The organism is Fulvimonas sp. R45 (assembly GCF_030504985.1).
In the GTDB taxonomy this organism is placed as follows: domain Bacteria; phylum Pseudomonadota; class Gammaproteobacteria; order Xanthomonadales; family Rhodanobacteraceae; genus Rhodanobacter_A.
The window spans coordinates 288,126-309,218 of sequence record NZ_JASERU010000002.1 but is presented as its reverse complement, the minus strand read 5'-3'; the positions used below and the strand labels follow the sequence as shown (position 1 = coordinate 309,218).

The following is a 21,093-nucleotide window of genomic DNA, read 5'->3' as shown; positions in this document are numbered from 1 at the left end:
TCAGATCGCCACCTGGGCGCCCAGCTCGATCAGCCGGTTGCCGGGAATCTGGAAGAACGCGGTGGCCGGCAGCGCGTTGCGCGCCATGAACGCGAACAGCTTGTCCCGCCACAGCGCCATCCCGGGGCGGCGTCGATCGGCGACCACCGTCTCGCGCGACAGGAAGAAGGTGGTGTCCATCATGTCGAACGGCAGGCCCGCGCGCGCACACTGCAACAGCGCCAGCGGCACGTTCGGGTCCTCGGCGAAGCCGAAGCGCAGCCCCAGGCCGTGGAACCCGCCGCCCAGGTCCTCGATCGTGATGCGCTCCTCCGCCTCGGCGATCGGCGTCTCCAGCACTTCCACCGTCAGCAGCACGTTGCGCTCGTGCAGCACCTTGTTGTGCTTGAGGTTGTGCAGCAGCGCGTGCGGCACCGCCTCCTGGTTGGCGGTGAGGAACACCGCCGTGCCCGGCACCCGCAGCGGCGGGTGCTCGCTGATGTTCTCGATGAACGGCGCCAGCGCCAGGCCGCCCTGCTTGATCTCGCGCACCACCAGCTCGCGCCCGCGCCGCCAGGTGGTCATCATGATGAACATCGCCAGCCCCAGCGCCAGCGGGAACCAGCCGCCCGATTCGATCTTGACGATGTTGGCGCTGAAGAAGCCCAGGTCCACCGTCAGCAGCGCCACGCCCGTGGCCAGCACCGTCGGCAGGCGCCAGCGCCACTGGCGGCGCGCCACGATCAGCGCCAGCAGGGTCGTGATGACCATGGTGCCGGTCACCGCGATGCCATAGGCCGAAGCCAGGTTGTCGGACGAGCGGAAACCCAGCACCGCCGCCGCGATCAGGAGCAGCAGCGCCCGGTTGATCCAGGGCACGAAGACCTGTCCCGACATCTCCGCCGAGGTGTGCACCACCCGCATGCGCGGCACGTAGCCGAGCTGGATCGCCTCGCGCGTCATCGAGAAGGCGCCGGAGATCACCGCCTGCGAGGCGATCACCGCCGCCGCGGTGGCCAGCGCGATCATCGGATACAGCAGGATCCGCGGCACCAGCAGGTAGAACGGGTTCGACGCCGCCCCGGGGTGCTGCAACAGCAGCGCGCCCTGGCCGAAGTAATTGAGCAGCAGCGCCGGCAGCACGAAGTAGAACCAGGCGACGCGGATCGGCCGGCGGCCGAAGTGGCCCATGTCGGCGTACAGCGCCTCGGTGCCGGTCACCGCCAGCACCACCGCGCCCAGCGCGAAGAACGCCTCGGCGTGGTTGCGCAGGAAGAACGCCACCCCGTAGCCGGGGCTGAGCGCCCGCAGCACGTCCGGATGCCGCGCGATGCCGGCCACGCCCAGCGCCGCGATGGCCACGAACCACACCGCGCAGACCGGCCCGAACACCGCGCCGATGCGGTGGCTGCCGTGGCGTTGCAGCCAGGCCAGCGCCACGATCACGCCCAGCACGATCGGCACCACCCATGCGGCCAGCGTCGGCGCCGCCACTTCCAGGCCCTCCACCGCGCCCAGCACGGTCACCGCCGGGGTGATCACCCCGTCGCCGTAGAACAGCGCGGCGCCGAAGATCCCCAGCAGCGCGATCAGCAGCCGCACGCGCGGCATCTCGCGCACGCTGCGCTGCGCCAGCGCCATCAGCGCCATGATGCCGCCTTCGCCCTTGTTGTCGGCGCGCATGATGAACAGCACGTATTTCACCGACACCACGACCACCAGCGACCAGAAGATCAGGCTCAACGCACCCAGCACGTTCTGCGGCGCGGGGCCGATGCCTTGCTCGCCGAACACGGCCTTGAAGGTGTAGAGCGGGCTGGTGCCGATGTCGCCGTAGACCACGCCGACCGCGCCGAGCGCAAGGGCGGCGAGGCGCTGGCGGGGCTGGCCGGCGGAATCCTGGACGGTCATGGGGAAAGGCCTCGCGGAGCGGGTAGGCTCAGATCTCGACCTGGGCGCCCAGCTCGATCAGCCGGTTGCCGGGAATCTGGAAGAACGCGGTGGCCGGCAGCGCGTTGCGCGACAGGAAGGCGAACAGCTTGTCCCGCCACAGCGCCATGCCGGGGCGGCCCGCGTCGGCCACGATGTTCTCCCGCGACAGGAAGAAGGTAGTGTCCATCATGTCGAACGGCAGGCCCGCGCGCGCGCACTGCGACAGCGCCAGCGGCACGTTCGGGTCCTCGGCGAAGCCGAAACGCAGCCCCAGGCCGTGGAACCCGCCGCCCAGGTCCTCGATCGTGATGCGCTCGTCCGCCTCGGCGATCGGCGTCTCCAGCACTTCCACCGTCAGCAGCACGTTGCGCTCGTGCAGCACCTTGTTGTGCTTGAGGTTGTGCAGCAGCGCGTGCGGCACCGCCTCCTGGTTGGCGGTGAGGAACACCGCCGTGCCCGGCACCCGCAGCGGCGGGTGCTCGCTGATGTTCTCGATGAACGGCGCCAGCGCCAGGCCGCCCTGCTTGATCTCGCGCACCACCAGCTCGCGCCCGCGCCGCCAGGTGGTCATCATGATGAACATCGCCAGCCCCAGCACCAGCGGGAACCAGCCGCCGTCGGGGATCTTCAGCGTGTTGGCGCCGAAGTAGCTGAGGTCGATGCACAGGAACAGCAGCGCGGCGCAGATCACCACCGCGCGGTTCCAGTGCCACATGCGCCGCGCCACGATCATGGTCAGGGTGGTGTCGATCGCCATCGTGCCGGTCACCGCGATGCCGTAGGCGCCGGCCAGCGCGTTGGACGAGCCGAAGCCGATCACCGTGGCGATCACCGTCACCATCAGCGAGCGGTTCACCCACGGCAGGAAGATCTGCCCGATCGCCTCGCGCGAGGTGTGCACCACCTGCATGCGCGGGATGAAGCCCAGCTGGATCGCCTGCCGCGTCACCGTGAACGCGCCGGAGATCACCGCCTGCGACGCGATCACCGTGGCCAGCGTGGCCAGCCCGATCATCGGGTACAGCGCCCAGCCCGGCACCGCGTGGTAGAACGGGTTGGCGATCGCCTCGGGATGGTGCAGCAGCAGGCCGCCCTGGCCGTAGTAGTTGAGCAGCAGCGCCGGCATCACGAAGAAGAACCAGGCGGCGCGGATCGGGAAGCGGCCGAAGTGGCCCATGTCGGTGTACAGCGCCTCGGCGCCGGTCACGCACAGCACCACCGAGCCCAGCGCCAGGATCGAGGTGGTGCCGTGGTTCATGAAGAACTGCACCGCGTACCACGGGTTGAGCGCCCACAGCACGCCCGGCGAGCGCACGATGTTCCACACCCCGATCACGCCCAGGCTGAGGAACCACAGCACCATCACCGGGCCGAACAGCGCGCCCACCTTGGCGGTGCCGTGCCGCTGCAGCCAGAACAGGCCGAGCAGCACCGCCACCGTGATCGGCACCACCGAATGCCCCAGGTGCGGCGCGGCCACCTTCAGGCCCTCGACCGCCGACAGCACCGAGATCGACGGCGTGATCACGCCGTCGCCGATGAACAGCGCCGCGCCCAGCAGCGCCATCAGCACCACCAGCCTGCGCATGCGCACGGAGCCGCCGACGGCGCGCTGCGCCAGCGCCATCAGCGCCATGATGCCGCCCTCGCCCTTGTTGTCGGCGCGCATCACCAGGCTCACGTACTTCACCGCCACCACCATGATCAGCGACCAGGTGACCAGCGACAGGATGCCCAGCACGGTGGTCGAGTGCGGGTGCAGCCCGTGTTCCGGCAGGAAGGTCTCGTGCATGGTGTACAGCGGGCTGGTGCCGATGTCGCCGAACACCACGCCGATGGCGCCGAGGATCAGCGCCCGCTTGCTGCCGTGCAGCCGCTCGGCCCCGTCGGCGGACTGCGCCGCGGGCTCCGTCTTCGCCGGCTCGCTCATGCGGGCACCTGGCCGCCCAGGGCCACGCGCAACGCCTTGCGGATGATCGCCTCGGCGGCGTCGCCGTCGGCGGCCACCTTCTGCACCAGCCGGGCCACCTCGGCCGGCTTGTAGCCGAGCTGCTGCAGCGCCACCGTGGCCTCGCCCACCGCGTCCAGCGGCGCGCCGGCCGCCTTGCCGGCCACGCCCGGCGCGCCGGCGCCGAGGCCGTCCACGCGGTCGCGCAGCTCCACCACGATGCGCTCGGCGGTCTTCTTGCCGATGCCGGGGATCTTGGTCAGCGCCACCACGTCGCCGGCCTGCACCAGCCGCGCGAAGTGGTCGACCGACACGCCCGACAGCACCGCCAGCGCGATCTTGGCGCCGATGCCGGACACCTTCTGCAGGTTGCGGAACAGCGCGCGCTCGGACTCGTGCAGGAAGCCGTACAGCGCCACGCTGTCCTCCTTCACCGCGTAGTGGGTGAGCAGGACCACTTCCTTGCCGACCGGCGGCAGGTCGTAGATGGTGGACATCGGCGCTTCCAGCTCGTAGCCGACGCCGCCCACGTCCACCAGCAGCCACGGCGGCTGCTTGGACGCCAGGATGCCGCGCAGGCGGCCGATCACCGGCCCCGCCTCCAGGCCCCGCGCGGGATGCCCGCGCGGCCCAGGCTGGCGCGCGTGTGCGCGTGCGTCACCGCGATCGCCAGCGCGTCGGCGGCGTCGGCCTGCAGCGGCCCCTTCAGGCCCAGCAGCACGCCGACCATGTGCTGTACCTGCGCCTTGTCGCCGCGGCCGCTGCCGACCACGGCCTGCTTCACTTCCGTCGCTGCGTATTCGTGCACCACGATCCCCTGGCCGACCACCGCGCAGATCGCCGCCCCGCGCGCCTGGCCCAGTTTCAGGGCGGAGTCGGCATTGCGCGCCATGAACACGCGCTCGACCCCGCACTCCACCGGACGATGGGCGGCGATGATGTCACCCAGCTCGTCAAAAATGCGTTTCAGGCGCAGCGGGAAGCTGGCCTCGCCCGCCACCGCGAGCGTGCCGTGGAAGACGTGCGTCAGCCGGCCGCGCGCGTCGACGTCGATGATGCCCACCCCGGTGCGCTGGCTGCCCGGGTCGATGCCGAGGATGCGCACGGGCGGCGCGGCGGAGGCTGGAATCGGTGTCGTCATGGCTGGGCGGGAACCGGGACGGGCGGCCTCGATGCCGCCCGTTCCGCGGAGCCCCTATTCCCGCTGTCCCGCGCGCGCCTGCATCACGGCAGCAGGGCGTTGTGGTAGACCTCGCTGACGTCGTCCAGGGCGTCCAGCTTGTCCAGCAGGGCGGCGAGCGCCTCGGCGGCGTCGCCGGGCACCGGCACGCGGTTGTTGGGGCGCATGCCCACGCCGGCGTGCTCGGCCTCCAGGCCCGCGGCGGACAGCGCCTGCTGCACCGCCTCGAAGCTCTCCGGCGCGCACAGCACGGTGCTTTCGCCGTGCTCGTTCACCACGTCGTCGGCGCCGGCCTCCAACGCCGCTTCCAGCACCTTCTCCTCGGCCGCCTCGTCGCCGCCGGTGGCGAACACCAGCTCGCCGCAGCGGGTGAACTGGAACGCCACCGAGCCGGAGGTGCCCAGGTTGCCGCCGTGCTTGGACAGCGCATGGCGCACGTCGGCCACGGTGCGGGTGGGGTTGTCGGTGAAGCAGTCGATGATCAGCGCCACGCCGCCCGGGCCGTAGCCCTCGTAGCGCATCTCCTCGCCGGCGCCGTCGGCGCCCGAGCCGCGCTTGATCGCGCGCTCGATGGTGTCCTTGGGCATGTTCGCCGCCAGCGCCTTGTCCACCGCCGCGCGCAGGCGCGGGTTGAGCGCGGGATCGGCCACGCCGGCGCGGGTGGCGACGGTGATCTCGCGGATCAGCTTGGTGAACACCTTGGCGCGCTTGGCGTCTTCGGCGTTCTTGCGGCCTTCGATGGACGGGCCTCTACCCATGGCTGGCAACCTGAACTGTGGACAAGCGGGCGATTTTACTTCAATCGCCCCCGGCGGCGGCAAACCGCCCCGTGCGCAGGAACCCGGCCACCAGCCGCGCCACCTCGGGCGAGAACAGCAGGCCGGTGTGGCTGGTCTCCACCACGCAGTGGTCGGCCAGGCCCGGCAGGCGGGTTTCCGCCACCGCCACGGTACCGTCGTGTTCGCCGTCCACCTGCACCAGCATCGAGCCCAGGCCCAGCGGCATGCGTCCGGCGATCACGCCCAGCTCGCGCGGGCCGTCCCAGCGCTCGAAGCCGTGTTCCAGCAATTCGCGGTTGTGGCCCAGCAGCACCTCGCCGCCGCGCCCCAGCCCGGCGAAGCGCCGCGCCGTGATGCTGCCCCTGAGCGGCGAACCGAGGCAGGCGATGCGCCCCGGCGGCAGCGCGGCCTCGCCCGCGCAGGCGCGCAGGGCCAGCAGGCCGCCCAGGCTGTGGCCGACCAGGTGCACCGGCGCGGGCCCGCACTCGTTCATGCGCGCGTGCAGGCGCTTGAGGATGTGCTCCTGCGTCGCCGCCACGCTCATGTAGTCGAAGCGGTGCACGCGGAAGCCCTCGGCGATCAGCCGCCGATGCAGCATGCCCAGTGCGAAGCCGCGCATCCACAGGCCGTGCAACAGGATGATGTGTTCGGGCATCGGTCAGCGTGCTCTTTGCTCCCTCTCCCCTCCGGGGAGAGGGCTGGGGTGAGGGGCCAATCTTGCGATGATGGAGCTACAAAGCCTCGCCCCACCCAATCTCGCCGCAAGCACCCGCCCCTCATCCGACCCTTCGGGCCACCTTCTCCCCGCAGGGGAGAAGGAAATGCCGCGGGCGTTCAGGCCTTCGTGGCCGCCACCACCACGTGCAGCTCCTTGAGCTGCGCCTCGCCCACCGGCGAGGGCGCGTCGGTCATCAGGTCCTGCGCGCTGGTGGTCTTGGGGAAGGCGATCACGTCGCGGATCGACTCGGTGCCGGCCATCAGCGCGGCGATGCGATCGATGCCGAAGGCCAGGCCGCCGTGCGGCGGCGCGCCGAACTTCAGCGCCTTGAGCAGGAAGCCGAACTTGGCCTCGGCTTCCTCCGCGCCGATGCCGAGCAGCTCGAACACCGCGCTCTGCATCTCCGGCCGGTGGATGCGGATCGAGCCGCCGCCGATCTCGTTGCCGTTGAGCACCATGTCGTAGCCGCGGCTCACCGCGGTGGCCGCGTTGGCCTTGAGGTCGGCGATGTCGTCGACCTTGGGCGCGGTGAACGGATGGTGCAGGGCCACGTAGCGCTGCCCTTCCTCGTCGTATTCGAACATCGGAAAGTCGGTGACCCACAGCGGCTTCCAGCCCGCCTCGACCAGGCCGCGGTCCTTGCCGACCTTGAGCCGCAGCGCACCCATGAAGTCGGTGACGGCCTTCCACTTGCCGGCGCCGACGAACACGATGTCGCCGGACTGCGCGCCGGTGGCGGCGAGCACCGCCTCCAGCGCCGCGTCGTCGAGGAACTTGGCCACCGGCGAGCTGACGCCTTCGCGGCCCTTGGCGCGGTCATCCACCTTGATCCAGGCCAGGCCCTTGGCGCCGTACCTGGCGACGTACTCGGCCAGTCCGTCGATCTCCTTGCGCGACAGCGACGCGCCGCCGGGCACGCGCAACGCGGCGACGCGGCCGGCCGGGTCGTTGGCCGGCTCGGCGAACACCTTGAACTCCACGCCCTTCACCGCTACGGCGATGTCCACCAGCTCCAGCGCGATGCGCAGGTCGGGCTTGTCCGAACCGAAGCGGCGCATCGCCTCGGCCCAGGTCATGCGCGGGAAGACGGCATCCAGTTCGACGCCCTGCACTTCCTTGAACACGTGGCGGATCAGCTCCTCCACGAAGTCCTGCACGTCCTGTTCCTCGACGAAGGCGAACTCCAGGTCGAGCTGGGTGAATTCCGGCTGGCGATCCGCGCGCAGGTCCTCGTCGCGGAAGCAGCGGGCGATCTGGTAGTAGCGGTCGAAGCCGGCCACCATCAGGATCTGCTTGAACAGCTGCGGCGACTGCGGCAGCGCGTAGAACTGGCCCGCATGCACGCGGCTGGGCACCAGGTAATCGCGCGCGCCCTCCGGCGTGGCCTTGGTCAGGATCGGCGTCTCGATGTCCTGGAAGCCGCGCGCGTCGAGGTAGCGGCGCAGCGCCTGCACCAGCCTGATGCGCTTGCGCATCATCGCCTGCATCTCCGGGCGGCGCAGGTCGAGGTAGCGGTAGGTCATCCGCAGGTCCTCGTTGGGGCTCTCGTGCAGCGCGAACGGCAGGTCGCGCGCGGCGTTGAGGATCTCCACCGTGTCGGCCAGCAGCTCCACCGTGCCGGTCTTCAGCTTGTCGTTGGCGGACAGGCGCTTGCGGATCGTGCCGGTGACCCGCACGCAGTACTCGTAGCCCAGCTCGCCGGCCACGGCGAAGGCGGGCGCGTTGTCGCGCTCCACCACCACCTGCGCCAGCCCCTCGTGGTCGCGCAGGTCGACGAAGGCGACGTGGCTCTGCAGGCGCAGGGTGTTGACCCAGCCGCACAGGGTGACGGTCTGGCCGACCAGCGATTCATCGATGAGGCCGCAGTGGTGCGTGCGCATGCGCTTGGAACTCCGGGCGGGCGCCCTTGGGAAACGGGGGAAAGGCCGCGAATCTTAGCATCACGGCGACATCCCCCGGCGCAGTGCGCCGCGCCTCCGGCGGCCGGCCTACCAGCGCGGGCGGCCGCCGCGGGCCTCGCGGAATTGCCCGCGGCAACCGTTCTTGACCCACACGCTGTAAGGGTCGCTGCCCCAGGTCCGTCCTTCGACGCAGGCGGCCTTGGACATCTGCCGCGACAGCTCGGAATGGCGCCAGGGCATGCGGCAGCGCGTGCCGCGGTTGTCGTTGCTGGCGCAGTAGACCTCGCGGTCGTCACGGCCGGGGCGGTCGTAGCCGCCGCGGGCGTCGCGGAAATTGGCGCGGCAGCCGCCCTTGACCCACACGGTGTAGGGATCGCTGCCCCAGGTCCGCCCCTTGATGCAGGCGGCATCGGACATCTGCCGGGCGAGCGCCGAATCCCGCCACGGCATCTGGCAGCGCGTGCCCCGGCTGTCGCTGCTGGCGCAATAGACTTCCTGGTTGCGGTCGCCGTGGCGCCCGGCCAGCGCGGCGCGCGGCGCGAGACAGGCGCCGGCCAGCAGCACGCCGGCGGCGACGGCCGCCATTTTCGTCCAGATGTTCATGGCACCCCTCCTGGTCATGGCATCGTCAAGGTAGCGGCGGGCCGGGCGGATGGATACGCCTTCCCGCCGCCCGGGCCGCTCAATCACCCTTCGCAGGCCCGGGCGCCGGCGCCGCTGCAGGCGCCGGGGCCGGGGCCGGGGCTGTCGCAGCCGGCCCGTCCTTCGTGGACGCGGCGGCGTCGCCGGCGAGGTTGCGCTTGCGGTCGCCGTCCTTCTTGAAGTCCGTCTCGTACCAGCCGCCGCCGGCCAGCCGGAACGACGGCGCGCTCACCCGCCGCTGCACCCGCGGCGCGCCGCAGGCGGGACAGGCCGCGGGGTCGGGGTCGGACAGTTTCTGCAGGCGGTCGAAGCGGTGGCCGCACTGGGCGCATTCGAATTCGTAGATGGGCATTCGTACAACTCCGGGCGCAGGCCCCGATACTTTCCGCGGCCATTATCGAGGCGAAGCCACGGATTTCAATGCGCCCGCGGTTGGCACGCACCAGCCGCCAGAGTAGCCTGAACCGAGGGAGCCGTACGGCGGCGGCGCCCGCCCTGGATCTGTCGAGTCGTTTGCTTATGCAGGAATGGACGTATAGACGTCCATTGACCAATGCCATGCGAGGTCGTACCTTGGCCTCGCTGCAACGCAACATTTTCTCGGAGAGTCCCCATGAACAACAAGAACACCTCCCATCCCCCGCTGCGCGCCGCCCTGCTGCCCGCCGCCCTGCTGCTGGCGCTGGCCTCCACCGGCGCCGCCGCGCAGGACGCGGGCGCGCCGTCCGACCAGAACGCCAAGAACCTGCAGACGGTGATCGTCACCGGCACCCGTGCCGACAACCGCACCGAAAGCAGTTCGCTGACCCCGATCGACGTGGTGCCGGCCAGCGTGCTGCAGCAGACCGGCACCAACGACCTGCCCACCGCGCTGGCGCGGATCATCCCCTCGCTGAACTTCCCGCGGCCGGCGGCGGCGGACACCGCCGACACGCAACGCCCGGCGCAGCTGCGCGGCCTGTCGCCCGACCAGGTGCTGGTGCTGGTGAACGGCAAGCGCTGGCATCCCGGCGCGATCCTGCTCAACAACGGCGTGATCGGCCGCGGCTCGCAGCCGGTGGACCTCAACACCATCCCGGTCTCGGCCATTGACCACATCGAGGTGCTGCGCGACGGCGCCTCGGCCCAGTACGGCTCCGACGCCATCGCCGGCGTGATCAACGTGATCCTGAAGAAGGGCGCCAAGGGCGGCGACGTGGAGCTGAGCGGCGGCCAGTACACCGCGGGCGACGGCCGCCAGTGGTTGGGCTCGGCCGACTTCGGCATCCCGCTGAACGGCGACAGGGGCTGGCTGCGCTTCACCCTGGAGCACGGCAACGAGGACCACACCAACCGCGCCGGCCCGGACGACCGTTCGCCGGCCTGGAGCGCGCTGGGCGTCAACTTCCGCCAGGGCGACCCGTGGGTGCGCAGCAGCAACCTGCTGCTCAACGCGCAGTACGACATCGCGCCGGGCGTGGAGTTCTACGCCTTCGGCCACTTCAGCCGCCGCAACAGCACCTCGCCGGCGTTCTTCCGCTACGGCACCAACGCGCCTTCGCCGAACAACCCGCTGATCGCCGGGCTCTACCCCGACGGCTTCCTGCCGCTGGAGAACGCCCGCTCGAACGACCAGTCGCTGGTGGCCGGCGTGCGCGGCAAGACCGCGGGCGGCTGGCGCTGGGACGTCTCCGCCAACTACGGCGGCAACCGCGTGGCCTACCAGACGGTCAACAGCCTCAACTACGCCTACCTGCACGACTTCGGCAGCACCCCGACGGCGTTCGACGACGGCATCCTGAAGGCCGCGCAGCAGTCCTTCGACATCGACATCGCCAAGGACGCCAACGTGGGCTGGCTGCCCAACCCGGTGACGATCGCCTTCGGCGCGCAGTACCTGCGCCAGACCTACGGTATCGACGCCGGCAGCGAGCCGTCGTGGTACGTGGGCACCTCCGGCACCTCGGGCGGCGCGCAGGGCTTCGCCGGCTGGCAGCCGGCCAACGCGGTGGACGCCGCGCGCCACGACGTGGCCGAGTACATCGACTTCGAGACCAACCTCACCGACAAGCTCGGCGGCTCGCTGGCGGTGCGCCACGAGGACTACTCCGACTTCGGCAGTACCACTTCCGGCGCGCTGGCCACCCGCTACGACTTCACCGACCGCTTCGCCCTGCGCGGCAGCGCGTCCACCGGCTTCCGCGCGCCCTCGCTGGGGCAGGAGTACTTCTCGCAGATCTCCTCGCTGTACTACGCCGCCGGCACCCTGCCCGGCCTGCCCGCCGGCATCTACAACCGCGGCCTGGTGCCGGTGGGCAGCCGGATCGCCAGCCTGCTCGGCGCCCAGCCGCTGAAACCGGAGAAATCACGGAACTACACCCTCGGCGCGGTGTGGAGCCCCACCGATGCGCTCACCCTGAGCCTGGACGTCTACCAGATCGACATCGACAACCGCATCGCGCTGTCCGGCGCGATCTCCACCACCACGCCCGCGGTGGTCGCCTACCTGGCCGCCAACGGCATCACCCGCCTCGACTACAGCAGCGTCAACTACTTCACCAACGCGGCCGACACGCGCACCCGCGGCGCCGACTTCGTCGGCACCTACTTCGCCGACTTCGGCAACGCCGGCAGCCTCACCAGCACGCTCAGCGCCAACTACAACCAGAACAGGGTCACCCGCGTCAAACCCAACCCCGCCGTGCTCGGCACGCTGGGCAACACCGGCTTCGTGCGTCTCAACCGTCAGGACATCGAGGGCTACCTGGCCAACTCCTCGCCGCGCAGCAAGCTGATCTGGAGCGAGCAGTACGACCTCGGCCACTGGGGCTTCACCGGCACGCTCACCCGCTACGGCCGCTACACCAACTACGTCAGCAGCCTGGCCAGCTACAACCCGGGCAAGGGCGTGGTCGACCAGACCTTCGGCCCGAAATGGGTGCTCGACCTGGCCGGCAGCTACCGCTGGCAGGCCTGGACCTTCACCCTGGGCGTGGACAACGCGCTGGACACCTATCCCGACCGCAATATCGCCAACAACAGCAACCACGGCACCCTGCCGTACTCCACCTTCTCGCCGTTCGGCTACAACGGCGCCTACGCCTACGGCAAGGTGCGCTACAGCTGGTGATGGCCGACGCGGCGGGCCGCCGGCCGGTGGCCCGCCGCGTTTCAAAAACCGCCCGCCCGTGCGTCATGGGAGCAACTGGGCACGAAAGGGCGAACCGATGGACGGCAGGGAACCGCGACCCGCGCATGCGCTGTGGGTGGAAGCGCTGCACCGCCGCTGGTCGCTGCGCCTGGCCTGCGGCGAGCGCAGTTGGCGCACGGCATGGCGGCTGCTGCACTGGCTGCGCCCCGGGCAGACGCGCTGGCTGCGCACGGTGGACGAGGGCGAGGCCCTGCGCCGCGCCGCGCAGGTCGATCCGCGGCTGTACGAACGCTGGCACCGGCCCTGCATCGCCGCGCGCTTGGGGCCCGCGGCGCGGCAGCGCGTGGTGGCCGCGCACTACGACTTCGTGCAGCGGCGCTTCCCCGCCCGGCTGCGGGATCGGGTGCTGCGCGGGCACGACGTGCGCCTGGCCACGCTGCGCCCGGACGGCAGCGCGCCGGTCCACCTGCACCTGCGCAAGCCGGCACGGGCCGGGACCGGCGAGCTGGCCCTGCTGCTGCTGAACGACGAACGCGAACCGCTGGCCGCCTGCGCCCTGACCTTCGGCGGCGGTGAGGGCCTGCTGGTCGGCGCGATGCAGGGCGCCAGCCCGCACCTGGACACCGCCGCCGCGGGCGACTTCCTGCGCGGCAGCCACGGCCTGCAGCCGCGCGAGCTGCTGCTGTCGCTGCTGCGCGAACTGGCCGCGTGGCACCGCCTGCCCTGCGTGCAGTTGGACACGCTCGGCGCGCGGGAAACCCCGCCGCCGGACCGCCGTGCCGGGCGACAACGCGAGGCCTTCCGCCGCGAGGCTTGCCGCGCCTTCCTCGACGCCTTCCGCGACCCGCTGCGCCAGCGCATGCAGGCCCCGGCCGCGACGCCCGCCCAGGCGCCCGCGGATCCGCCGCGCCACGCGCCCGGCCTGCTCGCCGCCGGCTAGGGTCAGAAGTCGTAGGTGCCGCTGAACCGCACCACCCGTCCCTCGCGCAGCGGCACGAAGGCCTGGTTGGCGTCGACCGCGTACAGCGTGCGCGCGAACAGGTTCTTCGCGCCCAGCGTCAGCTGCCAGCGCCGCATGTGCCAGCTCACGTTGAGCTCGACGCTGGCCTGGCCAGGGATGTCGAAATACGCGCCGTCGGCGGCGCGGCCCAGGCTGCGGCTGCGCGCGAACAGTCCGCCGGCCACGCTCCAGTCCTCGAGCGGCGCGTGCTGGAAGCGGTAGCTGGCCCACAGGTTGAAGCTGCGCCGCGGCGCCGCGAGCGGCAGGCTGCCGTCCCGGTTGCGGATGGTGGCGGTGGTGGCGTTGGCGGACAGGTCCAGGCCCGGCAACGGCTGGCCCTCGAACTCGAGCTCCAGGCCGTGGTGGGTCTGGCCCGGACCGGGCGTGGCGAAGTACGGCGGGTCGGGCGATACCTGCTCCACGCTGTGGTCGAGCCGGATGCGGTAGCCGGCCACGCTCAGCCGCGCGCGATGGTCGAACAGCTCGAGGCGCGCGCCCGCTTCCAGCTGCCGCGACACCGACGGCGGCAACGGCCGGCCGTCCTCGCCCAGCAGCGCGCTGGCCTGGAAGCCGGTGGCGCTGGAGGCGTACAGCGACAGCGCCGGGCCCGGCTTGTACACCACGCCCAGCCGCGGCACCCAGATCGCGCGCCGCTGTGGCGGCGCGGCGGCGGGGCCGCTGCCGGCGAGCCGCCAGCGGGTGCGCCGCAGCGCCGCCAGCACGTCCCAGGATTCGCCCAGGGCCACCTGGTCCTGCGCGAACAGGCCCTCGCGGACGGACCACGAACCGCCCAACGCGCTTACCGTGTCGGGCGATTGCGCCGCGACCCGCGCCGAAGGCAGCGAGCCGCCGGCGAACAGGTCGTAGGCATGCACCGTGCTGGTCTTCACCATGCTGACGCCGCCGCCCGCGCCGCCGCCTTCGCGGGTGTGCGCGTAGTCGAAGCCGAACAGCAGGTCGTGCGTCAGCGCGCCCTGCTCGACATGCCCCGCCAGCTCGTTCTGCAGCGTGTAGAACGCGTCCGCGTAGCGGTAGGCGCTGGCCTGCACGTCGGCCTGGCCGGACCGGTCCGCGTGCAGGAAGGCCCAGGCCTGGCCGCTGTCGCGCTGGCTCACGTACTGGCCGCGGCTGCGCAGGCTCCAGCCCGCCTCCAGGCCCTGCTCGGCCATGTAGTAGACGCGCCGGGTGCGGAAACGCGCGTGGTCGTCCGCATTGCCGGCCAGTACGCCGAACGGCGACGCCTGCGCCAGCGAATAATTGCCGGACAGCGGCGATTCGGGCGACTCGCCGAGCAGCACCACGTGGTCGGGCACCGGCACCCGGTTGTCCAGGTATTCGGCGCCCAGCAGCAGGCGCGTGGACCCGTCGCGCCAGGCGATCGACGGCGCCAGGTAGCCGCTGCGCCGGCCGCGGTAGCCCTGGGCGGTGCGGTGGGCGTCGTTGCCCGCGGCCACCAGCCGGTAGGCCAGCCGCCCCTGCGCGTCCAGCGCACCGGCGAAGTCGAAGCCCAGCCGGGTGCCGTCGTAGCGGCCGGCCGAGAACGTCATCCGCCGCACCGGCTCGGCCTGCGGGCGCTTCATCACGATGTTCACCGCGCCGCCGAAGCTGTCGTCCGACGAAGCCTCGCCCAGGATCGCCTCCGGCCCCTTCAGCACCTCCACCCGCTCCACCGCGATCAGCGGCGGCAGGTCCTCGACGCGCGCCACGCCGTTGGGCATGCCGTCGGTCATGCCGTTGCCGGCGCTGAAGCCGCGGATGCGGAACAGCGGCGCGCCGCCGTAGCCGTCCACGTAGTCCACGCCGGCCACGTGGCGCACCACGTCGGCCACCTCGAAGGCCTGCTGCGTGTCCATCCGCTCGCGCGTGACGATGCTGACCGCCTGCGGGACGTCGGCCAGGTCGGTGTCGGTGCGGGTGGCGCCGCGGGTGGCGTCGGCCTTGAAGCCGGCGTCGGCCGGCAGCAGCGCGGAGACGTGCACGGCATCCAGCGCGCTGACGATCGGCACGCTCGGCTTGGCGCCGCGCAGCCGGCTCTCGAACGGCAGCGCCGCCACGAACGCGCGCCGGCGCACCACCACGGTGCGTGCGCCGACCACCTCGTAGTCCAGCCCGGTGCCGTCCAGCAGCCGGGCCAGCGCCGCCGACAGGCTCAGCTCACCGCGGGCGCCCGGGCTGCGCTGGTCGGCCACGGCGGCGCCGGCGGCCAGCACCTGCACGTCGGCCTGCCGCCCCAGCGCCATCAACGCCCCGGGCAGCGGTTGCGCGGGGATCGCGAAGCGCGTCTGCGTGGACAGCAGCGGCGCGGGTGCCGGTGCGGGCGCGGCGCCCCGCGCGCAGGGAACGGCCAGCGCCAGGACCAGCGCCAGGCCCGCGCCCCCCGCCACGCGCCGCGCGCGGGCCGCCGTCATGGCGTCCCGTGCGGGCCGCTTCGACCGCATCGTGCCCATCCGCGCCCGCCGCGGCGCCCGTGTCCAACCGCCATGCCCGCTCCGCCATCGGCCGTCGCGGCCGTCAGTGACCGGTGCCCGAGAGCACCACGTGGTCGGCGAACCGGCTGACCTGCAGCGGGAAGACGTGCGGCAGGGCGCCGATCCAGCCGTCGATGTTAGTGGTGTTCACGGTCCCGGTGAACAGCAGGCGGCCCAGCCGCGGGTCGGCCAGCTGCACCGGGCGGCGGCTGTAGCGGTTGACGTTGGCGATCACCATCGCCAGCGGCTCGTTGACGAACTGCAGCTGGTGCCGGCGCCAGGCCGTGGCCTCGCCGGCCGCCAGCTGCGACACGCGCAAGGCGCCGCCATGCGGATCGTATTCGGCGCGCTGGCCCGCCACCAGCTCCAGCGGCCCGGCCGCGCCCGCGCCGGCGGGCGACACCCGCACGCGGCCCTCGGTCACCGCCACGCTGACGCGCTCGCCGGTGCGGCGCACGTTGAAGGCGGTGCCCAGGTCCTCGATGCGCAGCGGGCCGGCATCCACCACGAACGGCCGTGGTTCGTGGCGCACGGTGAAATAGGCCTCGCCCGCGGCCAGCGCCACGTCGCGGTGGCGCGCGTCGTAGCGCGCGGTCATCGACGAGGCCGCGCCCAGCGCGATGTCGGTGCCATCCGGCAGGCGGATCTCGCGGTCCTCGCCCACCGGGCTGGCGTAGCGCTGCGCCGGCGGCGCGCGGTCCAGCGCCAGGTACAGGCCCCAGCCGCCCAGCAACGCCAGCAGCACCGCGGCGGCGGCCGCCAGCGCATGGGGCCGGCGCCACGGGCGCGCGGCGCGCGGCGCGAATTCGTCCAGCAGCTCCTGCCGCCGCGGCGCAGGGGCGGCGCGCAGGCTTTCGCCCAGCGCGTTGAGCTGCTCGAAGGCCTGCGCGTGGCGCGCGTCGGCCTCCATCCACGCCTGCCAGCGTGCCAGCACCTCGGCCGACGGCTGCGGGTCGCGCAGGCGCGTCCACCAGTCGGCCGCGGCGCGGGCGATCTCCCGTTCGGTGGCGGGCCGGTTGTCCATCACGGCATCTCCGTGGCAAAGCAGCGTTCCCGGCAATGCGCCAGGGCGTTGCTGACGTGGTAGCGCACCATCCGCTCGCTCAGCTTCATGTCGCGCGCAATGGCCGCGAAATCGCGCCCCTCGACCACGTGCAGCACGAAGGCGCGGCTGGTCTTGGCCGGCAGCTCGCGCAGCGCGGCCTGCACCCGCTTCCACTGCTGCAGCGCCCAGGCGTGCTGCTCGGGCAGCGGCGCGACGGCCTGCCAGTCCTCCTCCGGCGACGGATCCGGCGGCGCCGCGGCGCGCACCGCGCGCTTGCGCAGGTAGTCCACCGACAGGTTGGTCGCCATGCGGAACAGGAAGGCCCGGGGAGTCTCGATATGGCTCATGTCGTCCATCGCCAGCAAGCGCACGTACACCTCCTGCGCGATCTCCTGCGCGTCGGCGCGCGAACTGAGCCGGCACTGCAGCAACGCCAGCAGTGCCGCGTGGTGCTCGCGGTACAGCACGGCCACGCGCGCGGCGTGCGCGCGCCGCGCGCCGCCGTCTGCCGTATCGCTGCCGGTGGGGCTTTCCATGCGGTCAGGTGCGTTCGCTTCGTGGGCTCATGGTGTCTCCCGGCACGATGCCGGTTGCAGGCCTAGACGCGCCGGGCGGGGGAAATTGAAATGCCCGGCGGCATGCCCATGATGCCGGATGGCCGGGACGGGAGGCCCGTGACGTGCGAGGCGGGGACGGGACGGTGCGGCCGCAGCGTCCGTTCAGCGGGCCGCCGCCGGCCATGGCAGCGGATGCAGCGAGGCGTGCACCACCTCGATGCCGGCCATGTCGCCGAAGCCACGCCCCTCCGCCACGCAGCGCAGCAGGCGGATCGCACCGCCGTGCGTCACCACCAGCACGCGGCCGCGCTCGCGCCGGGCGTCGTCCAGCGCGGCGACCAGCCGGTCGCGGAACGCCGCGAAGCGCTCCGCCCCCGGCGGCGGGTGCGCCACCGGGTCGGCCCAGAAACGCGCCAGCGCATCGCCGTCGCGCTCGGCCAGGGTCTCGATCGGCACGCCCTGCCAGTCGCCGAAGTGGTACTCGGCCAGCCGCGCATCGATCCGCAACGGCAGCCCGCGCGCCGCGGCCAGCTCGCGGGCGAAGGCGGCGCAGCGCGCCAGCGGCGAGGACACCACGCGGTCCCACGCGCGTCCCCGCACCGCTTCGCGCAGCTGGCTCCAGCCCAGTTCGCTGAGCGGGTCGTCCAGCTGGCCGCGGTAGCTGCGCTGGCCGGTGTCGCCGTGGCGCAGCAGTTCGAGGCGCGCACCGCTCATGCGGCGTGTCCTGCGGTCGCGCCGGACACGCCGGCCTGGGCGAAGGTGGCCATGCCGTTGTGCAGCGCGCAGGCCAGCCGCAGCAGGGGCACCGCGGCCGCCGCGCCGCTGCCCTCGCCCAGGCGCAGGCCCAGGTCGAGCAGCGGCGTGGCGTGCAGCGCGTCCAGCAGGCGGGCGTGGCCGCGTTCGTGCGAGCGGTGCGCGAACAGCAGCCAGTCGCGCACGCCGGGCTGGATGCGTACCGCCGCCAGCGCCGCCGCGGTGGCGATGAAGCCGTCCACCAGCATCGGCACGCCCGCCTGTGCCGCGGCGAGGCAGGCGCCGGCCAGCGCGGCGATCTCGAAGCCGCCGAGGCGGCGCAGCTTTTCCAGCGGCGACGCGGCGCCGGCATGCCGCGCCAGCGCGCGTTCCACCACCGCGCGCTTGTGCGCCACGCCGGCCGCGTCGAGGCCGGTGCCGGCGCCGGCGAGCGCCAGCGGTGGTTCGTCCAGCAGGGCGCAGGCCAGCGCGGTGGCGGCGGTGGTGTTGGCGATGCCCATCTCGCCGCCGATGAACAGTTGCGCGCCCGCCGCCACCGCCTGGCGCACACTGTCGGCGCCGGCGGCCAGCGCCGCGTCCAGCTGCGCCGGCGTCATCGCGGGCGCAGTGCAGAAGTTCGCCGTCTGCGGCGCGATCACCGCGCGGCGCACGCCGGCGATCTCGCCGGGATCGTTCACGCAGCCGAGGTTCACCACCTCCAGCGTGGCGCCCAGCGCGCGCGCCAGCACCGCGATAGCCGCGCCACCGCCGGCGAAGTTGCGCAGCATCTCGCCGGTGACCGCCTGCGGGAACGCCGACACGCCCTCGGCCGCGACGCCGTGGTCGCCGGCGAACACGCCGATCCACACCCGCTCCACCGCCGGCGCGGCGGTGCGCTGCAGCGCGGCCAATTGCACTGCCGCGTCTTCCAGCGCGCCCAGCGAACCCGGCGGCTTGGTCAGCTGCGCCTGGCGCGCGCGGGCGGCGGCGGCGCAGGCGGCGTCGGGTTCGAGGCAGGGGCGGTCGAGTGCGGCAGGCATCATGGCGGGCTTCCCTTGAGTGCGAATGGCAGGCCGGCGGCGACGAACAGCACGCGTTCGCACGCCGCGGCGACGGATTGGTTGAGGCGCCCGGCCTCGTCCACGAAGCGCCGGCTCAGCGCGCCCAGCGGCACGATGCCCAGGCCGACCTCGTTGGCGACCAGCAGGATCTCGCCGGGCAGGGTGGGCAGCGCCGCGAGCAGGGCGTCGCGCTCGCATCCGAAGCGCGCGGCGTCGGCGTCGTGCAGCAGGTTGCTGAGCCACAGGGTGAGGCAATCGACCAGCACACAGCGGTCGGCGCGCGCGTGGCCGCGCAGCGCATCGGCCAGCGCCAGCGGCTCCTCCACGCAGGCCCAGTGGCCCGGCCGGCGCGCACGGTGGTGGTCGATGCGCGCCCGCATTTCCCCGTCGCGCGCTTCGGCGGTGGCGAGGTAGACCACCGCGCGCCCGCTGTCGTGCGCCAGCCGCTCGGCCAGCGCGCTCTTGCCGGAACGGGCGCCGCCCAGGATCAGGGTGGGCATGGATCGACTCCCAGCAGGGCGCGCAGCGCGCGCGTGTCCAGATGCGCTTCCACGGCATCCGCGAGGCGTTCCAGCGAGGCCTCGCGCAAGGCATGGATGTCGAGCGGCGCGGCGTCGCGCAGCCCAGCCCAGTCCAGCAGCGCGGCCAGCGCCTGCGGGTGGTCGAACAGGCCGTGCAGGTAACTGGCCAGCACCTGGCCATCGGGCGAGCGGGCGCCGTCGGCGCGGCCGTCGTCCAGCTCGCAGGCGGGCGCGGCCAGCGCGGGGCCGCGGCTCACGCCACAATGGATCTCGTAGCCGATGACGGTGGCGCCGGCAGTGGCGAGGCGGCCTTCCACGTTGCGCAGCTGCTTGGCGGGTTCCAGCGTGGTCTCGAGGTCGAGCCAGCCCAGCCCCGCACTGGAACCGGGCGCGCCCTCGATGCCGTGCGGGTCGTGGATCGCGCGCCCCAGCATCTGCAGTCCGCCGCAGAGGCCGACGACTTTGCCGCCGTAGCGCAGGTGCCGCGCGATCGCCGCGTCCCAGCCCTGCGCGCGCAGCCACGCCAGGTCGTCGCGCACCGCCTTCGAGCCGGGCAGCACGACCAGGTCGCAGGCCGGCGGTGCCTCGCCCGGCCCCACGAAGCGCAGATCCACCTGCGGGTGTGCGCGCAAGGCGTCGAGGTCGGTGTGGTTGCTGATCCGCGGCAGCGCGGGCACGGCCACGCGCAGCCGCGGTCCGTCGCGCTCGACGCGCCCGCGCGGCAGCGCGTCCTCGGCTTCGAGGTGCAGGCCGTGCAGGTACGGCAGCACGCCGAGCACCGGCTTGCCGGTCTCCTTTTCCAGCCAGTCGAGGCCCGGCTGGAGCAGGGCGAGGTCGCCGCGGAAGCGGTTGATCACGAAGCCGGCCACACGGGCGCGTTCGCTGTCCGAGAGCAGCGCCAGCGTGCCGACCAGGTGCGCGAACACGCCGCCGCGGTCGATGTCGGCGACCAGGATCACCGGGCAGTCCACCGCCTCGGCATAGCCCATGTTGGCGATGTCGCGATCGCGCAGGTTGATCTCGGCGGGGCTGCCCGCGCCCTCGACCAGCAGCGCGTCGTACCGCGCCGCCAGCCGCGCGTGCGAGGCCAGCACCGCGTCCATCGCCACGCGCTTGTAGGCGTGGTAGCCCACCGCGTCCATGTTGCCGATGGCGTGGCCGTGCACGATCACCTGCGCGCCGGTATCGCTGGCGGGCTTCAGCAGCACCGGGTTGAAGTCGGTATGCGGCTCCAGCCCGCAGGCCTGCGCCTGCACCGCCTGGGCGCGGCCGATCTCGCCGCCGTCGGCGGTGACGGCGGAATTCAGCGCCATGTTCTGCGGCTTGAACGGCGCCACCCGCACGCCCTGCCGGTGCAGCCAGCGGCAGAGCGCGGCCATCACGGTGCTCTTGCCCGCGTCGGAGGTGCAGCCCTGCACCATCAGCACGCGGGCGGCGGCTTTTCCTTCCTTCGTCGGGAGAGGATGAAGCATCGCGCCGGACGAAGGTGCGGCGGTGCCG

Annotated in this window: 18 protein-coding genes; 2 read left to right on the top strand and 16 right to left on the bottom strand. The window is 72.6% G+C overall.

Going from position 1 to position 21,093, the window contains the following annotated elements:
• From QMK61_RS02865 to QMK61_RS02825, 9 genes are all read right to left on the bottom strand, one after another.
• Positions 1 to 1,890: a potassium transporter Kup gene (locus QMK61_RS02865; RefSeq protein WP_302070279.1), complete on the bottom strand. Its 1,890-nt coding sequence runs from the start codon at positions 1,888 to 1,890 to the stop codon at positions 1 to 3.
• Positions 1,891 to 1,918: 28 nt separating this feature from the next.
• Complete coding sequence (locus QMK61_RS02860) at positions 1,919 to 3,841, bottom strand: potassium transporter Kup (protein WP_302070278.1); 1,923 nt, start codon at positions 3,839 to 3,841, stop codon at positions 1,919 to 1,921.
• Positions 3,838 to 4,449, bottom strand: coding sequence for a Holliday junction branch migration protein RuvA (gene ruvA, locus QMK61_RS02855; protein ID WP_302070277.1), 612 nt, complete (start codon positions 4,447 to 4,449; stop codon positions 3,838 to 3,840). Before ruvA ends, QMK61_RS02860 begins: the two co-directional genes overlap by 4 nt.
• Entirely contained in the window at positions 4,446 to 5,000 is a 555-nt protein-coding gene (ruvC, locus tag QMK61_RS02850) for a crossover junction endodeoxyribonuclease RuvC (RefSeq protein WP_302070276.1), read from the bottom strand. The genes ruvA and ruvC overlap by 4 nt, the downstream gene beginning before the upstream one ends.
• Before the next feature lie 83 nt (positions 5,001 to 5,083).
• Positions 5,084 to 5,797, bottom strand: coding sequence for a YebC/PmpR family DNA-binding transcriptional regulator (locus tag QMK61_RS02845; RefSeq protein ID WP_302070274.1), 714 nt, complete (start codon positions 5,795 to 5,797; stop codon positions 5,084 to 5,086).
• 40 nt (positions 5,798 to 5,837) lie between these two features.
• The gene (locus QMK61_RS02840; protein ID WP_302070272.1) at positions 5,838 to 6,473 is read right to left on the bottom strand and encodes an alpha/beta fold hydrolase; all 636 of its coding nucleotides are present in this window, start codon (positions 6,471 to 6,473) and stop codon (positions 5,838 to 5,840) included.
• A gap of 179 nt (positions 6,474 to 6,652) precedes the next feature.
• Positions 6,653 to 8,416: an aspartate--tRNA ligase gene (gene aspS / locus QMK61_RS02835; RefSeq protein ID WP_302070271.1), complete on the bottom strand. Its 1,764-nt coding sequence runs from the start codon at positions 8,414 to 8,416 to the stop codon at positions 6,653 to 6,655.
• A gap of 108 nt (positions 8,417 to 8,524) precedes the next feature.
• The gene (locus QMK61_RS02830; protein WP_302070270.1) at positions 8,525 to 9,040 is read right to left on the bottom strand and encodes a DUF3011 domain-containing protein; all 516 of its coding nucleotides are present in this window, start codon (positions 9,038 to 9,040) and stop codon (positions 8,525 to 8,527) included.
• Between the two features lie 79 nt (positions 9,041 to 9,119).
• Positions 9,120 to 9,431, bottom strand: a complete 312-nt coding sequence (locus QMK61_RS02825; RefSeq protein WP_302070269.1) for a zinc ribbon domain-containing protein — start codon at positions 9,429 to 9,431, stop codon at positions 9,120 to 9,122.
• Between the two features lie 261 nt (positions 9,432 to 9,692).
• On the opposite strand from QMK61_RS02825, the gene QMK61_RS02820 reads away from it, so the two are divergent.
• On the top strand, positions 9,693 to 12,188 hold the full coding sequence (locus tag QMK61_RS02820; protein ID WP_302070268.1) for a TonB-dependent receptor: 2,496 nt from the start codon (positions 9,693 to 9,695) through the stop codon (positions 12,186 to 12,188).
• Positions 12,189 to 12,285: 97 nt separating this feature from the next.
• Positions 12,286 to 13,149 carry a DUF535 family protein gene (locus QMK61_RS02815; RefSeq protein WP_302070266.1) on the top strand — a complete coding sequence of 288 codons (864 nt, stop codon included), beginning with the start codon at positions 12,286 to 12,288 and terminating at the stop codon, positions 13,147 to 13,149.
• A gap of 2 nt (positions 13,150 to 13,151) precedes the next feature.
• Here the strand turns inward: QMK61_RS02815 and QMK61_RS02810 are convergent, their stop codons facing one another.
• The 7 genes from QMK61_RS02810 to QMK61_RS02780 form a co-directional block, all read right to left on the bottom strand.
• A complete protein-coding gene (locus tag QMK61_RS02810) occupies positions 13,152 to 15,617 on the bottom strand; it encodes a TonB-dependent receptor (RefSeq protein WP_302070264.1) in 2,466 nt (821 codons plus the stop codon).
• 103 nt (positions 15,618 to 15,720) lie between these two features.
• Positions 15,721 to 16,701: a FecR domain-containing protein gene (locus tag QMK61_RS02805; RefSeq protein WP_302070261.1), complete on the bottom strand. Its 981-nt coding sequence runs from the start codon at positions 16,699 to 16,701 to the stop codon at positions 15,721 to 15,723.
• The gene (locus tag QMK61_RS02800; RefSeq protein ID WP_302070260.1) at positions 16,701 to 17,258 is read right to left on the bottom strand and encodes an RNA polymerase sigma factor; all 558 of its coding nucleotides are present in this window, start codon (positions 17,256 to 17,258) and stop codon (positions 16,701 to 16,703) included. Before QMK61_RS02800 ends, QMK61_RS02805 begins: the two co-directional genes overlap by 1 nt.
• Before the next feature lie 183 nt (positions 17,259 to 17,441).
• Positions 17,442 to 17,993 (bottom strand): histidine phosphatase family protein, encoded by a 552-nt coding sequence (locus QMK61_RS02795; RefSeq protein ID WP_302070258.1) that lies wholly within the window; start codon positions 17,991 to 17,993, stop codon positions 17,442 to 17,444.
• A complete protein-coding gene (gene cobT, locus QMK61_RS02790; RefSeq protein WP_302070325.1) occupies positions 17,990 to 19,051 on the bottom strand; it encodes a nicotinate-nucleotide--dimethylbenzimidazole phosphoribosyltransferase in 1,062 nt (353 codons plus the stop codon). The genes QMK61_RS02795 and cobT overlap by 4 nt, the downstream gene beginning before the upstream one ends.
• Positions 19,051 to 19,572 (bottom strand): bifunctional adenosylcobinamide kinase/adenosylcobinamide-phosphate guanylyltransferase, encoded by a 522-nt coding sequence (cobU, locus tag QMK61_RS02785; protein WP_302070256.1) that lies wholly within the window; start codon positions 19,570 to 19,572, stop codon positions 19,051 to 19,053. Before cobU ends, cobT begins: the two co-directional genes overlap by 1 nt.
• On the bottom strand, positions 19,560 to 21,065 hold the full coding sequence (locus QMK61_RS02780) for a cobyric acid synthase (RefSeq protein ID WP_302070324.1): 1,506 nt from the start codon (positions 21,063 to 21,065) through the stop codon (positions 19,560 to 19,562). The genes cobU and QMK61_RS02780 overlap by 13 nt, the downstream gene beginning before the upstream one ends.
• Positions 21,066 to 21,093: the final 28 nt, after the last annotated feature.

What these genes read in the sequence shown, in the direction of transcription:
- QMK61_RS02865 (WP_302070279.1), bottom strand. Translation starts at nt 1,890, where the DNA reads ATGACCGTCCAGGATTCCGCCGGCCAGCCCCGCCAGCGCCTCGCCGCC.
- QMK61_RS02860 (WP_302070278.1), bottom strand. Translation starts at nt 3,841, where the DNA reads ATGAGCGAGCCGGCGAAGACGGAGCCCGCGGCGCAGTCCGCCGACGGG.
- ruvC (WP_302070276.1), bottom strand. Translation starts at nt 5,000, where the DNA reads ATGACGACACCGATTCCAGCCTCCGCCGCGCCGCCCGTGCGCATCCTC.
- QMK61_RS02845 (WP_302070274.1), bottom strand. Translation starts at nt 5,797, where the DNA reads ATGGGTAGAGGCCCGTCCATCGAAGGCCGCAAGAACGCCGAAGACGCC.
- QMK61_RS02840 (WP_302070272.1), bottom strand. Translation starts at nt 6,473, where the DNA reads ATGCCCGAACACATCATCCTGTTGCACGGCCTGTGGATGCGCGGCTTC.
- aspS (WP_302070271.1), bottom strand. Translation starts at nt 8,416, where the DNA reads ATGCGCACGCACCACTGCGGCCTCATCGATGAATCGCTGGTCGGCCAG.
- QMK61_RS02830 (WP_302070270.1), bottom strand. Translation starts at nt 9,040, where the DNA reads ATGAACATCTGGACGAAAATGGCGGCCGTCGCCGCCGGCGTGCTGCTG.
- QMK61_RS02825 (WP_302070269.1), bottom strand. Translation starts at nt 9,431, where the DNA reads ATGCCCATCTACGAATTCGAATGCGCCCAGTGCGGCCACCGCTTCGAC.
- QMK61_RS02820 (WP_302070268.1), top strand. Translation starts at nt 9,693, where the DNA reads ATGAACAACAAGAACACCTCCCATCCCCCGCTGCGCGCCGCCCTGCTG.
- QMK61_RS02815 (WP_302070266.1), top strand. Translation starts at nt 12,286, where the DNA reads ATGGACGGCAGGGAACCGCGACCCGCGCATGCGCTGTGGGTGGAAGCG.
- QMK61_RS02810 (WP_302070264.1), bottom strand. Translation starts at nt 15,617, where the DNA reads ATGACGGCGGCCCGCGCGCGGCGCGTGGCGGGGGGCGCGGGCCTGGCG.
- QMK61_RS02805 (WP_302070261.1), bottom strand. Translation starts at nt 16,701, where the DNA reads ATGGACAACCGGCCCGCCACCGAACGGGAGATCGCCCGCGCCGCGGCC.
- QMK61_RS02800 (WP_302070260.1), bottom strand. Translation starts at nt 17,258, where the DNA reads ATGGAAAGCCCCACCGGCAGCGATACGGCAGACGGCGGCGCGCGGCGC.
- QMK61_RS02795 (WP_302070258.1), bottom strand. Translation starts at nt 17,993, where the DNA reads ATGAGCGGTGCGCGCCTCGAACTGCTGCGCCACGGCGACACCGGCCAG.
- cobT (WP_302070325.1), bottom strand. Translation starts at nt 19,051, where the DNA reads ATGCCTGCCGCACTCGACCGCCCCTGCCTCGAACCCGACGCCGCCTGC.
- cobU (WP_302070256.1), bottom strand. Translation starts at nt 19,572, where the DNA reads ATGCCCACCCTGATCCTGGGCGGCGCCCGTTCCGGCAAGAGCGCGCTG.
- QMK61_RS02780 (WP_302070324.1), bottom strand. Translation starts at nt 21,065, where the DNA reads ATGCTTCATCCTCTCCCGACGAAGGAAGGAAAAGCCGCCGCCCGCGTG.